The sequence below is a fragment of the Staphylococcus simulans genome (genome assembly GCF_003043455.1).
Taxonomy (GTDB): domain Bacteria; phylum Bacillota; class Bacilli; order Staphylococcales; family Staphylococcaceae; genus Staphylococcus; species Staphylococcus simulans_A.
The window spans coordinates 49,407-63,658 of sequence record NZ_PZGG01000006.1 but is presented as its reverse complement, the minus strand read 5'-3'; the positions used below and the strand labels follow the sequence as shown (position 1 = coordinate 63,658).

At 37.8% G+C, this 14,252-nt stretch carries 16 protein-coding genes; 8 read left to right on the top strand and 8 right to left on the bottom strand.

The window, feature by feature from the left end:
- Positions 1 to 259 precede the first annotated feature (259 nt).
- From BU038_RS02160 to BU038_RS02135, 6 genes are all read left to right on the top strand, one after another.
- The gene (locus BU038_RS02160) at positions 260 to 1,570 is read left to right on the top strand and encodes a CitMHS family transporter (RefSeq protein ID WP_107604602.1); all 1,311 of its coding nucleotides are present in this window, start codon (positions 260 to 262) and stop codon (positions 1,568 to 1,570) included.
- Positions 1,571 to 1,753: 183 nt separating this feature from the next.
- Positions 1,754 to 2,881 (top strand): zinc-dependent alcohol dehydrogenase family protein, encoded by a 1,128-nt coding sequence (locus BU038_RS02155; RefSeq protein WP_107604601.1) that lies wholly within the window; start codon positions 1,754 to 1,756, stop codon positions 2,879 to 2,881.
- A 166-nt stretch (positions 2,882 to 3,047) separates the two neighbouring features.
- Positions 3,048 to 3,707, top strand: a complete 660-nt coding sequence (locus tag BU038_RS02150) for a hypothetical protein (RefSeq protein WP_107604600.1) — start codon at positions 3,048 to 3,050, stop codon at positions 3,705 to 3,707.
- Positions 3,708 to 4,077: 370 nt separating this feature from the next.
- A complete protein-coding gene (locus BU038_RS02145) occupies positions 4,078 to 4,977 on the top strand; it encodes a TPM domain-containing protein (protein WP_158262777.1) in 900 nt (299 codons plus the stop codon).
- Positions 4,967 to 5,347, top strand: coding sequence for a hypothetical protein (locus BU038_RS02140; RefSeq protein WP_107604598.1), 381 nt, complete (start codon positions 4,967 to 4,969; stop codon positions 5,345 to 5,347). Before BU038_RS02145 ends, BU038_RS02140 begins: the two co-directional genes overlap by 11 nt.
- Before the next feature lie 60 nt (positions 5,348 to 5,407).
- Entirely contained in the window at positions 5,408 to 5,740 is a 333-nt protein-coding gene (locus BU038_RS02135; RefSeq protein WP_107604597.1) for a hypothetical protein, read from the top strand.
- Between the two features lie 114 nt (positions 5,741 to 5,854).
- Here the strand turns inward: BU038_RS02135 and BU038_RS02130 are convergent, their stop codons facing one another.
- From BU038_RS02130 to cstR, 6 genes are all read right to left on the bottom strand, one after another.
- Entirely contained in the window at positions 5,855 to 6,334 is a 480-nt protein-coding gene (locus BU038_RS02130) for a thioesterase family protein (RefSeq protein ID WP_107604596.1), read from the bottom strand.
- A 4-nt stretch (positions 6,335 to 6,338) separates the two neighbouring features.
- A complete protein-coding gene (locus tag BU038_RS02125; RefSeq protein WP_107604595.1) occupies positions 6,339 to 7,307 on the bottom strand; it encodes a 3-hydroxyacyl-CoA dehydrogenase NAD-binding domain-containing protein in 969 nt (322 codons plus the stop codon).
- Position 7,308: 1 nt separating this feature from the next.
- Entirely contained in the window at positions 7,309 to 8,196 is an 888-nt protein-coding gene (locus BU038_RS02120) for a 3-keto-5-aminohexanoate cleavage protein (RefSeq protein ID WP_107604594.1), read from the bottom strand.
- 153 nt (positions 8,197 to 8,349) lie between these two features.
- Positions 8,350 to 8,880, bottom strand: a complete 531-nt coding sequence (locus tag BU038_RS02115; protein ID WP_107604593.1) for a TetR/AcrR family transcriptional regulator — start codon at positions 8,878 to 8,880, stop codon at positions 8,350 to 8,352.
- A 199-nt stretch (positions 8,881 to 9,079) separates the two neighbouring features.
- Positions 9,080 to 9,835, bottom strand: coding sequence for a sulfite exporter TauE/SafE family protein (locus tag BU038_RS02110; protein WP_107604592.1), 756 nt, complete (start codon positions 9,833 to 9,835; stop codon positions 9,080 to 9,082).
- The gene (gene cstR, locus BU038_RS02105; RefSeq protein WP_057510655.1) at positions 9,835 to 10,095 is read right to left on the bottom strand and encodes a persulfide-sensing transcriptional repressor CstR; all 261 of its coding nucleotides are present in this window, start codon (positions 10,093 to 10,095) and stop codon (positions 9,835 to 9,837) included. Before cstR ends, BU038_RS02110 begins: the two co-directional genes overlap by 1 nt.
- Before the next feature lie 151 nt (positions 10,096 to 10,246).
- Here cstR and BU038_RS02100 point away from each other — a divergent pair, with 151 nt between their 5' ends.
- Together BU038_RS02100 and cstB are read left to right on the top strand one after the other, a co-directional pair.
- Positions 10,247 to 11,302: a DsrE/DsrF/DrsH-like family protein gene (locus tag BU038_RS02100; protein WP_107604591.1), complete on the top strand. Its 1,056-nt coding sequence runs from the start codon at positions 10,247 to 10,249 to the stop codon at positions 11,300 to 11,302.
- Between the two features lie 37 nt (positions 11,303 to 11,339).
- The gene (gene cstB / locus BU038_RS02095; RefSeq protein WP_107604590.1) at positions 11,340 to 12,677 is read left to right on the top strand and encodes a persulfide dioxygenase-sulfurtransferase CstB; all 1,338 of its coding nucleotides are present in this window, start codon (positions 11,340 to 11,342) and stop codon (positions 12,675 to 12,677) included.
- Positions 12,678 to 12,874: 197 nt separating this feature from the next.
- On the opposite strand, the gene BU038_RS02090 is transcribed toward cstB, so the two are convergent.
- Complete coding sequence (locus BU038_RS02090; protein ID WP_107604589.1) at positions 12,875 to 13,723, bottom strand: SAM hydrolase/SAM-dependent halogenase family protein; 849 nt, start codon at positions 13,721 to 13,723, stop codon at positions 12,875 to 12,877.
- 191 nt (positions 13,724 to 13,914) lie between these two features.
- A complete protein-coding gene (locus tag BU038_RS02085; RefSeq protein WP_107604588.1) occupies positions 13,915 to 14,241 on the bottom strand; it encodes a hypothetical protein in 327 nt (108 codons plus the stop codon).
- Positions 14,242 to 14,252 lie beyond the last annotated feature (11 nt).

Sequence of the window (14,252 nt, the reverse complement as noted above, 5' to 3'; positions counted from 1 at the left end):
ATATTAGGAAATTAGCAGCTCTACGAGCTGAAAATTTCTTGGACAAAATAAAAAAGGAACGATTTTCATTTTTATATGTGAAAATCGTCCTTTTTATTAGGTTCCAGAACAATTATGTCCCGGCCCCTTTTTTATTTTCGTTAAATAAAAATACCTGACTTTAATGATTAGAATATTCAAAATACTATATGTTGTGGTAAACTATATTTAATTGTAAGCGGTTGCTGACAGTTAAATTACAAACAAAAGGGGACACATCATGAATTTAGCATTATTAGGTTTTGTAATGATCATTGTCTTTATGGCTCTGATTATGAGCAGGAAAATGTCAGCGCTGGTAGCACTTATTGTGGTACCAGTAGTATTCGGATTAATCGGGGGATTTTACTCTAGTTTAGGAAAGGATATTATTGCGGGGATTACTACCGTTGCGCCAACAGGTATTATGTTGGTCTTCGCGATTCTCTATTTTGGGGTTATGATTGATGCCGGATTATTTAATCCGATTATCAGCGTGATTATGAAAGGGGTTAAGGGAGACCCTGTAAAGATCACAATCGGAACGGTCGCTTTAGCATCTATTGTTGCGTTAGATGGAGACGGTACTACTACATTCATTATTACAGTGACAGCGATGTTACCGTTGTATAAGAAAATGGGCATGAACCCATATATTTTATCTACACTTGCGCTTTTAGCTATCGGTGTTATGAATATGACGCCATGGGGTGGACCGACAGCGCGTGCGATTTCAGCACTTCAATTAACAACTGAGGAAGTATTCACACCTGTTATTCCAGTGATGGTCGCGGGTATTCTCTTCGCGTTTGTAGCGGCTTATATCTTGGGGAAGAGAGAGCGCAAACGTATCGGTATTAAGAATCACTTATCACTGACTTTAGAAGAAATGCATATTTCAAATGCCAAAGATGAAGATGAACTTGCATTATTGCGACCGAAATTAACGATTATTAACGCCGCTTTGACAATTACATTATTAGTGGCATTGATTACAGATTTCTTACCAATTCCTGTACTCTTTATGCTTGGCTTTGCGTTAGCGTTAATTATTAACTATCCGCAACTTAAAGTACAATCCAACCTGATTAAACGTCACGCAGGAAATGTACTTGCAGTAGTGAGTTTAGTCTTTGCGTCAGGTGTATTTACAGGTGTGATGAGTGGAACAAAAATGGTAGACCATATGGCAAGTGCTTTAGTACATATTGTGCCAGATGCGATGGGAAATCATTTCGCATTGATTACTGCCGTACTAAGTATGCCGTTCACTTACTTTATGGCGAATGATCCATTCTATTATGGTATCTTACCGATTCTCGCAGAATCTGCACAACAATTCGGTGTTTCTAAAGCGATGATGGCGAGAGCTTCCATCTTAGGACAACCTGTTCATGTCTTAAGTCCTTTATACGCAGCAGGTTACTTGCTTGTAGGTATGCTTGGTATTGATTACGGAACGAACCAAAAAGTTGTTTTAAAATGGGCAATTGGTTCTTCGGTATGTATGATTATTGTGGCAGGTATTATTGGGGTTATCGCATTTAATTAAAGTATCTATGCATGGTTAATTGTTAAATAATAAAAGCTTCAATCGAAACTGTATTTTCAGTTCTGATTGAAGCTTTTGTGTTTTTAATAAGATAAGTACGTGACCTATAGGGAGTCTAAGGATAGTTAAGTATAAAAAATGTACTAAGGGGGTAGAGAGAAATAGAAAGAGGGGATGTTAGTTATGAAAACAAGAGCAGCAATATTATATGAAATGGGAAGTGAGCAGCCTTATAGTCAATCTCAGCCCTTGAAAGTTGAAGAGCTTGAACTAGATGAACCTCGTGCACACGAAGTACTCATTAAAATTCATGCAGCAGGTTTATGCCACTCAGATTTATCAGTGATTAATGGTAGTCGTCCTAGACCTATGCCAATGGCTTTGGGTCATGAAGCGGCTGGAGAAGTTATACAAACTGGCAATGATGTACTTGGTTTCGAAAAAGGTGATCACGTTGTTTGCGTCTTTATACCAAGTTGTGGACACTGTATCCCATGTCGTGAAGGAAGACCGGCATTGTGTGAGAATGGTGCAGAATCGAATGAAAAAGGTGAAATGTTAGAAGGCGGTATTCGTTTATCTAATAATCAAGGTAAAGTGCACCATCATTTAGGCGTCTCAGGCTTTGCAGAATACGCAGTTGTCTCTGAAAATTCAATCGTTAAAATAGACAAAGAGATTCCATTTGAACGTGCGGCAGTCTTTGGTTGTGCAGTAATTACAGGAATAGGTGCGGTTATGAATACAGCACAAATCAGACCAGGTAGTAACGTCGCGATTGTTGGGCTCGGTGGTATTGGTTTGAATGCGATTATTGGAGCTAGACTTGCAGGCGCGAATGAGATTATTGCATTAGATATAAATGAAAATAAGTTTGATATTGCTAAAGAATTAGGTGCGACTGCTGTATTTAATTCTAAAGATGAAGATATAGTTGAGAAAATAAAAACATATGTAGATGGCGGAGTAGAGTATGCATTTGAAACAGCAGGAGCGACGCCTGCAATGGAAACGGCATACGCTATTACTAAACGTGGGGGCACGACTGTTACGACAGGGTTACCAGATCCAAGCCAACAATTTGCCTTTCCACAAGTGACGCTAGCTGCTGAAGAAAGAACAATAAAAGGATCATACGTCGGTAGTTGTGTTCCAGATAGAGATATACCACGTTTCACTAATCTTTATCAAAAAGGGCGATTAAATATCGATCCATTAATTAGTAAAACGTTAACTTTGGATGAGATTAATGAAGGGTTTGATGAACTCGCGAATGGTGATGCTGGACGTATCATTATTAAAATGAGTTAGTTATCATACTGTGTTTTACGTGAAACTTTGAAGCACTTCAGAATAACTGAGGTGCTTTTTTAGTTTTATTTAACAACTTTACAGTTTCTTAAAACGTTTTATGTAGAAAATTATCAAAGTTTTAAATATAATTGAGTTGTGAAAAAGATTTATCGGAGGAAGGAATATGGGGAAATACTGTACAACATGTAAAAATGCGTTACAGTCTAGTGAAGCTTTTTGTACTCAGTGTGGTACACCTAGTCAATTTTCTCGTTCGGAGGTCATACATCAACAAAAAGATCATGGCAGAATTAAAACTTTCGTTTGGTGTAGTGTACTCGTATTAGTATTCTTAGCTCTGGTCGCTGGACTATTCTATGGTGTGTTGGCATTTTGGTCAAATCAAGTTGGTAAAGCACAACCGAGAGCGTCACATTTACCACCTACGCATAAAGTAGAGATTGATGTGAACTCACCAACGTTCAGTCAAGGTTACATGCATACGCCTAATACTGAGGGGTATGAAGGTTTTGAAATAGGGGAAACCAAAAGTGCGATAGAGAGAGAATATGGTCGTGCAGAAGGTACCAAAACAATTGATGGCAAAAAAGCTGAATTATATGGCAATATTGGTGTTAGTTATAATTCAAACAATCAAGTCAGTCATGTGTTTGTGGTGCCTGGGAAAATGACAAAAGATGACTTCGCAGACTTTCATAATGGGCCTGATGAAATTTCAGATGGCAATTGGTATTACGATACAGATAAAGCCAACGGCTTTTCAATCAAAGTCTATACTTCAAAACATGATATAGAAGCCATTGAAAACATCATGCAGAGATAGATTTAAAATAGTAAAAGTACGAAAGAGTACATAAGATTAAAGCGCCTGAACAAAGTGTTCATGGCGCTTTTTAGTATATAAGGTCAGACTGACGTTTGTCTGAAGTAAGAGATACGGGTGTCTTATAAACCTTGCGGTTATATGTTTTCTAACATATTGATGATTAGAATTTCATAGCAAGATAACTAGTGTATATTATACATAGCAAATACAATGTTCTAAACAGAGTGTTGAATCCGAAATTGTGTTGATTTACACTAAATGATATAGGTTTTAATTAGATTGTTGAATTATGAATCAAAACAATAATTTTGTGGTACATAAAATTAATTTGAATGAGGTACTAAAATTAATGGACAGGAGCGTACAGATGAAAAGACTTCTTAGATTATTTCTATCGTTTTTACTATTGATTTTTATTTTCACCCTGCCAACCTATGCATCAACGAAACCCTTACCCAAATTAGATAGAAGTCACCTCTATATACAAGACCATGCCCATTTATTAAGTGATGGGGAGATACAAGAATTAAATCAACTTGGACAGCGTCTTGAAAGAGAAACAGGTATTGAAATGCTTATGGTCACGATGGATTCTGTAGATGAACCCAAAAGGGACTATGCATTACGGCTTTTACGCGAATATGGTGTGGGTAAGAAAGAGGTTAATAATGGCATTGTTATTTTCTTGAATCTAGATAAAGAAAATTATGGTGCAGATCGAGGTGTTGAGATACAAATTGGTTATGGATTAGAGGGCTTTTTCAATGATGCCAAAGTAGGGAGTATCATCGATAATAACGGCCTGTCAGAATTTAAAAAAGAAAAGTATGACCAAGGTTTAATGAAGCTATATAAGGCGATGTACGGTTATAGTTTTTCGTCAGGTCAACATTATTCGAAAGACCAAGTATGGCCAATGAGTTGGATAAGTACGGTTGCTAATGACCTAAAAACACTTCCTTATAAAGGTTGGAATGGGATTTCAAATATCCTATTTTATGTTTTCCTATTCATCGTATCTATAGGATTTTTGATAGTAGCTAGTATGATGATGAAGCGTAGTTTGACTGAAAATATCGAACAGGTCATACGTGAAGAATTGATAGACGAAGAAAGGGAAAAATACCGTTCCAAAACCACGATACGTCCAGGCACCGTTAAGTTTGGTTCAAGTGATGGAACAAGTGATGGCTTTAGTTCTAGTGGCTCTTCTGGCAGCTTTGGTGGAGGTAGTGGTGGCGGAGGAGGTGCTGGTCGTGACTTCTAAGAAACTTATTTTAATGGTTATGCCATTTCTTTTAGTGTTTTTCATCGCAGTTCAACCGATAGACGCCGCAGAACACTTTGGTGGAAGTGAAAATAAACAAACCAGTCATTACAGCCAGGAAGAAGACATTCCTTTAGGAACGAATGATATTTTAACTATTACCTCTCTAGCAGTGTTAGCGTGTGCCTCATTTTTACTTTTGACTCATGATAAAGTAACAAAAATTAGAAAGCGTAGATATATAAAGCGATATGGCCTTCCTAAGATTGAGATTGAAGATGTGATTCAAAAATATCCAAGTATCAGAAATAAGGTTGAAAAGAAAATGAAAGAAGCAGAACAAGAGTCGCAAAAGAAGACAGAATCATAAGACCAGTACGTTAATGTTATGATGATTAGGTAAACTGATTTAGAATGGAGCGTTGTATTTATGGATAATGAAGAAATAGAATCTAAACTCTTGTTGATTAAACAATCTATTGAAGTTTTACATGAAGAATTAGCTCCAGATTTAAAAACTAAGGATTTAGTTTTGCTACGTTATTGGTATCAAATTGATGAAATCAATGAGCTAAATAAATATTTCATGAGCTTAACAATAAACAATCATAGTGTGACTAAAGAAGAATTTAAAAATAAGCTATGTGAAATCAGAGAGGTACCTGAGATACCTGATAGACAAGTTAATGATATTTTAGAAGGTTATAGAAACAGTGATTTATATGTTGATGTGATCAATAACATATTAGATACTGAAAATTAGCCTTAACTACAAAAAAGTTCCACTTACCTTTTCGCAAGTGGAACTTTTTTATCTATATGAAACCCATTTGGGTGTTATGCAAATTGTGATATTAATCGATTCGTTGTATTGTGCTTACTTTTTACGTTTGATACCGATTTGACGACCAAGTTCTTTAGGTTGGTCTAATCCTTCTTTTTCTACTAGTTCAGCATCTTGTTCTATATTTTGTGCGATGTCTTCAGGGAAAGGTGCTGGACGACCTGAGTCTGTATCAATACCCATCAACATGACTTCGTATGTTGCGCACACATCTTGTGCTTGGTCATACAGTGTCATGAATGCATGAAGACGTTTCGCATCGTGATCAACAAGTTGAACTGTTACTGTTAAGTCTTCGTCTTTATTGACTTCTTTTTGATACGTTTCATGGTTTTCTAATGTGAAGACTGTGTAATGACGTCGCTCGATTTCAGCTTCGCTTAAACCTAAGTAAGCGAGATACTCATCTGTCGCATTACTGAAGACGCGGTTGTATTCTGCGTCGTTCATATGGTTATTATGATCGAGCCATTCGTCTTTCACTGTCACTTGATACGTAAAGCGTTGTGTCATCAATTTATACCCCCTGTGATTGAGGTTGACGTTTCTTCATACCTGGTGTTTCAGTTGGCCAATATTCTTGCGCAAGTTTTTTCACTTTCACTAAGAATTCGTTACGTTTTTGGTCAAGCTCTGACATTGTGTAACCTTGTGAGCTTGTTTCGCATCCTTCTACCACTGCGTTGTATAAATCAGTTGTCAGTTCTGGCGCAACTAATTTTGTCCAAGGTTTCTTAAGTGCTGGACCGAATTGTTTCAACATGTGGCGCATACCGCCGTTACCACCAGCTAAGTGGAATGTCATGAATGGGCCGTATTGTGCGTAACGTAAGCCTGCTGCGTGAGTGAAGGCTTTATCTACTTCTTCAGTAGTCGCAATGCCTTCGTTTACGATGTGTAATGATTCACGCCATAAAGCTTCCATAAGACGGTCCGCAATGTGTCCTTCGATTTCGTTACGGACATGTAAGACATCCATACCGATACCTTCATAAAGTTCTTCAGCTTTCACAACTGTGTCTTCTGCTGTTTCTTTACCTGGCACAATCTCAACTAACGGTAAGATATAAACAGGGTGGAAAGGATGTGCTACAACTAAACGTTCTGGATGTTTTAAACCATCTTGTAGTTCGGTCGGCATAATACCTGAAGTACTTGAACCGATAATTGCGTCAGGACGAGCGTAAGTGTCGATTTCTTTTAAGACACTTGCTTTGATTGCTTCAACTTCTGGTACATTTTCTTGAATTAAGTCTGCGTCTTTCACAGCTTCATCTAAATGTGGTGTGAAAGTCAGATTATCTAAAGATGCATCTTCTGCTAATCCCATTTCTTCAGCGTATGGCCAATTTTGTTTGATTTGAGCCATCATTGCTTCTTGTGCGCCTTCGCCTGGATCAGTTGCGATCACTTCGTGACCGTGTGCAAGCATGCGAGTGATCCAGCCACTGCCGATAACGCCTGTTCCTACTACTGCAAATTTCATTTTAATTGTCTCCTTTTGGCTGAGTTAAGTTGTATTTTTCACGCGCTTCTTGCGGTGTCATAGGTTCCATATCTATACCTTTTAAGATTTCTACTGCTTTTTCTACTAGTTCTTCGTTTGTCGCTTTAACACCTTTAGATAAATAGATGTTATCTTCTAAGCCGACACGTACGTTGCCGCCACGTTTCGCAGCTTCTTCTACTGTTGGCAACTGCATTTTACCGATACCGAATGCTGACCAATGAGCATTTTCTGGTAAACGTGTTTTGAAGTATTCAATTGTTTCCGCATCGTTATCTGCACCCCATGGAATACCTAGGCAGAATTGATACATAGGTTCGCCTTCGATTAAACCTTCAGAAACTAATTGGTTCGCAAAACGGATATGACCGCTATCGAAACATTCTAATTCAGGTTTGACACCTGCGTCTTTAATTAATTGTGCTTGGCGGCGTAACCAATCTGTCGGGCTGATATAAACCATATCTCCGAAGTTGACACTGCCGCAGTCTAGTGTACAAATTTCTGGTAATAATTCTCCAACTGGCTCGTGACGTTCATCTGGTGTTTGGATATCTGAACCTTCTCCAGCTTGGTAAGGGTTCTGCATATCTGGGATGAAGTCGCCACCGCCGCCTGCAGTAATATTAATCACAATATCTTCATCTGCTTCACGGATTAAACGAACTGCTTCTCTATATAATTCAACATCATGACTCACGCCACCTGTTTCTGGATCTCTTGCGTGAATATGTGCTACTGTTGCGCCTGCACGTGCACATTTAATTGCGGCATCCGCAATCTCTTCAGGTGTTACGGGTACATGTTTATTTTTTTCTGTTGTGTCGCCAGCGCCTGTAATCGCTGCTGTTAACATCACTTTTTTCATGGACTATTTATCCCTCCGAGTTTCAGTAATTTTTTTCAACGGTTGTTAGTGTACCAACTAGACGGTTTTATTTCAACCCCTTTGTTCAAGAAAAATAAAAAAAGAGAGACTCTTTTTTGTAAGAGCCTCTCATGACAAGGGTTGTGCCTATATTTATTTATTGCTTAATTCTTTTAAACGATCCAAGACAGCTTCTCGCATGTCTTCATCGATAGATGTTAAACCGAAAATTTCAGATAGCCATAGGCCATCTACAGCTAAACGATAGATTGTCGCATCTACTGCATCTAAACCATCAGATTCAATATGATTTTGCCAATCTTGATAAGTTTCTTGTAGGGGACCGAGTAAATTACGGTCATTGCCTTGTGCTGCTAGAATGGCAGAAGTCACAGCTTTGTTTTCTTTACGATGCTCACGCGTCGCCTCGATAAAGGCATGGAGCCATTTGCTTTCTGTTTCATCATCAATATAATGATTAACATTTTCTTTATATAATTCATTCGCATGGTCCACTAGACCTTGAATTAAGGCTTGTTTGGTATTGAAGTGATAGAGGAGTCCGCCTTTACTCACTTCTGCACGTTGTGCCACGGCATCAAGTGTTAAGGCACTGACACCTTGTTCATTCACAATATCGGCTGCTGCTCGTAATAACATCTCTCGCTTTTGATTCTTAGCCATTATTTCACCACTTTCTATATAGCTTGGTAGTTTTAACGCTTCACTATTAATTTTAGCGTAAAACTTCTGAGAAACAAGTTTAACCCTGAGTAATTGCTTCAAATAGGGGGTTACACCTATATGGACGCTTATTTTATACCCTGATACCTATATGTATAAATAAAAAAACCAAGCTCTATATTCAGAACTTGGCATCTATCTAAAAGATTAATTGAATGACTGCGATAATAATTAATATACTGATAATCCATTTTTGAACAACACTTGGCAATTTCTTACCAATCATTAAACCAATCGGTGCGAAGATAATACTACCAATGACTAAAGGAATCGCATCTGCAATAGGAATAAAGCCTTGGAAGAGTTTAATCACAAAGGAACCGATAGATGAGATAAATGCGATTACGATACTGTTTGCGACAACAGTATTCATCGGTAATTTAAAGAAAACGAGCAAGACTGGAATAATCATAAATGAGCCGCCTGCACCAACAATGCCGGAAATGGCCCCGATGCCTATTCCGAATAAAATGAGTAACACTCGGTTTAAGTGTGGTTTGTCTTCTTGTGGTTTAACTTTAATGAATAATAAAACCAACGCAAGAATTGCGACCACGATATAAACAATATTTACTGCAGTCGTACTGAACCATTGTGTAAAGAAGGCACCGACTGTACTTCCGATTAGAGTACTGGCACCCATATAGAGTACGAGTTTTAATGAAAATTCTGGATTGCTTTTCGCTTTAATCGAACCGCTGAGTGTACTGAAGAATACTTGGCTGGATGCGAGTCCTGAAGCGAGATAAGGTGTATAAGTGTGAAGGCCTAAAAGACTTGGAATGATAAGAATAGCCGGATAGATAATGATTGCGCCGCCTATACCGACCATTCCTGAAATTAAACCGCCAAATACCCCGATAAGGAGCATCGTAATTAAAGTCACGATATCCATTATTTACTTTTCACAAGCAAGTTGATTGCTTCTTCTATTAAGGCTTGTGAATCTTCGTTATTATCGTCAGCTGCTTTAACACACTCCACTAAATTTTCACTGACAATGACTGCCATTAAACGTTGGATTGCACTTTTAGATGAGCTTAATTGTGTGATGACATCTTTACAGTCTCTATCTTCTTCCATCATTTTAACAACGCCATTTAATTGTCCTTGTAGGCGTTTTATACGATTAACCATTTTTTGATCATAATTCATTCTGTATACCCCCATTACTGTCTTTGAGTAGTTTTATTGTAGTTGGAAAAAGAAATTTTGTCAAATACCCCATAGGGCATTTGACATTTATCCTAAAAGGATTTAAGATACCCCTATAGGTATTTTTGAAAGGGAGGCTACACGGGAGTATATGAAAACACAACACATTAATGAATTCAGTAATAAAGATTTTGAACGTTTAGCAAAAAATGGACAATTGATAGATGTCAGAACACCTGAAGAATATGCAGATGGACATATTAAAGGTGCAGAATTATATCCAGTCGATCAAATAGAACAGTTCGATAAGAAGAAAGATAAAACGTACTATGTTTACTGCAGAAGTGGTAAACGCAGTCTAAAAGCGTCAGAATATCTAGATAAACAAGGTTACGACGTTGTGAATTTAGATGGCGGTTATGTTGCTTATAGTGAAGGCGACGATAATACAGAAGTTAAAGAAAGTACAGAAACGAAAGTAAAAGATAACCGTAAACAATTAAACTATAGCGGCTTACAATGTCCTGGACCCATCATGAATTTAAGTAAAGAAATGAAACAACTGAAACCAGGCGATCAAGTTGAAGCCACAGTTACTGACCCAGGTTTCTACAGTGACATTCAAAGCTGGGTGAAACAAACAGGCAATACCCTAGTACGTATTAATCAAGATGATGAAAAAGTCACAGCAATCATTCAAAAAGAAGAACCAAAAGCAATGGAAGTCTCACATTCCGCAAACGGAACAACAATCGTATTATTCAGCGGCGAGCTTGATAAAGCATTAGCTGCGTTGATTATCGCAAATGGTGCGAAAGCAGCAGGACGTGACGTTTCAATCTTCTTCACATTCTGGGGATTAAATGCGTTGAAGAAAGAAAATCCAGCGAACGTGAAGAAAAAAGGTATCGCAAAAATGTTCGATATGATGTTGCCGAAATCACCAGTGAAAATGCCGCTATCTAAAATGAATATGTTCGGCTTAGGCAACTTAATGATGCGTTATGTCATGAAAAAGAAAAATGTAGATTCACTTCCAACATTGTTAGATAAAGCAATCGAACAAGATATTAAATTGATTGCCTGCACAATGAGTATGGATGTTATGGGCATTGAAAAAGAAGAATTACGTGACGAAGTGTCTTATGGCGGTGTAGGCAGCTATATCGGTGACACACAAAACGCAAGCCATAACTTATTTATCTAAAGAGAGACAAAACACAAATAAGTAAAGGAGTTTTAGAATGTTTTTCAAACAATTTTATGATAATAAATTATCACAAGCCTCTTATTTAATTGGTTGTCAACGTACAGGAGAAGCAATGATTGTTGACCCAGTACGTGACTTATCTAAATATATTGAAGTCGCAGATGATGAAGGTTTCACAATTACGAAAGCAGCTGAAACACACATTCACGCTGACTTCGCATCAGGTATCCGTGACGCAGCTGAACGCTTAAACGCACAAATCTATGTTTCAGCTGAAGGCGGAGAACAATTCGGCTACAAAAATATGCCTGAAAACACAACATTTGTGAAAGGGCATGACCATATTGATGTCGGTAATATTGATATTGAAGTATTATTCACACCAGGTCATACACCAGAAAGTATCAGTTTCTTACTCACTGATAAAGGTGGCGGCTCTTCAGTACCGATGGGTCTCTTTACAGGTGACTTCATCTTCGTAGGCGATATCGGTCGTCCAGACTTATTAGAAAAAGCAGCACAAGTTGAAGGTACAACTGAAAAAGGTGCCAAACAAATGTATGATTCTATTCAATCAGTGAGTGAATTACCAGACTATATCCAAATCTGGCCAGGTCATGGTGCAGGCAGTCCTTGTGGTAAATCACTAGGTGCTGTCCCAACATCTACACTAGGATATGAACGTGTAAATAACTGGGCATTCAATGTGAATGGTAAAGAAGCATTCGTGAAACAACTCACTTCAGAACAACCAGATCCACCACATCATTTCGGTCACATGAAATATATCAACCAAATGGGAACAGACTTATATACACCATATGATGTATATCCAAGTCTAGATTCAAACCGTCTCGCATTCGATGTACGTTCACGCTCAGCGTACCATGGTGGTCATGAATACGGCACAATCAATATTCCATTCGATAAAGGATTCATTAACCAAATCGGTTGGTATCTTGATTACGACAAAGACATCGACTTAATCGGTGACCGTGACTTAGTACAACAAGCAGCTTACCAACTTCAATTAATCGGTTATGACCGTGTCGCAGGCTATCGTTTACCGAAATACGATGTCATGACACCGTCTATCCACAGTGCAGATATGACAGGCAAAGAAGAAAATGTATTAGATGTACGTACCAATGATGAATGGGATGCAGGTCACCTTGACCAAGCAAAACACATCAAACACGGTAAATTACTAGACGCAGATGTACCATTTGATAAAGACGCACCAATCTATGTACATTGCCAATCAGGTGTACGTAGTTCAATCGCAGTCGGCATCCTAGAAAATAAAGGATTCACAAATGTGATAAACGTAAGAGAAGGTTATCAAGCAATTCCAGATTCTCTTAAAAAATAAGTAATCATTAACTAGGTGAAATCCAGTTCAACCGAGCACTCATTTAAGGGTGTTCGGTTTTTTTATATTTTGAGATGTCTAAGTAGTGGTTATGTGTGAATCAAGCAATATAAAAAGAAGAGCTGTCGTTAAGTGATAGCTCTCCTTTTACGTATATTGAAATATATTTTAACCATTATAAGAATCACAAGTAGAGGTTAGAATGTTGGTCCTTTGGTTATTTCGATACGCCAATCATTTCCTGTGCCAATATGATAGAGTTCAGAGAATGAATTTTGGTTGACCGCAACGCCTATATTAACGAGTGAGTTAATGTAAACTAAGGGTTCGCCAATTTTGACGTCCGCAAAAGAACGTACGAATTTCATGATGTTTTGATAAACTTTGTTTTCACGGTTATAAATGGTCACAATCAAGTTATCTCCATGGTGGATATCATTTTCTTTAAAGTAAGAAAGTGGAATGTTGGTCCATAGAGAGCCGAAGCGGATATCTAAGACATCTATATATCCGATTAAGGTATCGCCTTCTTGTCTAGAATCATTGATTGGAAGTTGTTTGATTGAATCTAAATCAATAGACTGACCTAAATCTTCAAATTCAATTTGACCGGCAGCTAAACGGGCACCATTGTAGGCATAAATGTCACGACCATGGAAGGTATGACTTTCTTCAGAATGCGGTAAACGGCTTTTGACTTCATCTATCGCAATCACTGATTCAATGCCTTCATAATGCAGAATATGGGTCAGTGAACCGTTATCTGGTGTAATGATGTAGTGACCTGTTTTCGTTAAACAGGCAATACTTCTGCGATCACTGCCGACACCAGGATCAACGACAGACACAAAGACTGTACCTTTCGGCCAGTATTTAACAGTTTGGTAGAGACGATAGGAAGCCACCCAAATGTCATAAGGTGGAATGTCATGTGTTAAATCACTGATGAAGATATTGTCACTGACCATACGTGCAACACCTTTCATTGCGCTGACTGCACCGTCTTCTATACCAAAATCTGATTGTAAAATTAAGTTGTTACTCATCTTTATTCTCTCCTCTAATGTGTGATTCCTCAGATGATGGACCTATTATTTTAAAAAATCTGAAAACTCTAAACGTATGCCTATATTATGCCCTTTTCATATGAAAGTCAATATCCTTTTAAAATACTAGGAATTCAATACAAAAAGACAACCAAGCCCCTGATGAGACTCGGTTGTGTTTTTAGTATTTATTATTGTATTTGCGATGTAACATAAGCTTTGAAGTTTTCAGCTTCCTGTTGTTTGAAATCAGTTAACTTAAATGTGCCAATTTCAAATGTCAGACTTAATGTATCGTCTGTGAGTTCAATCGCTTTAATTTCATTGTATGCGATGTTGCGATAATAGAACTCTCCAGCCATATCTACGTTTAAAATTAAACGTTCATTTGTGGCGATGTAAGCTGCTTCAAAGATTTTAATTTCACCGTTCATTGGATAACCCATTTTACCTAATACTGAAGCTTGTTGTAACTCGGTTGGAAATAGGTCATTTGGGTTCACTTTATCTAATATCATAAATAAGCTAC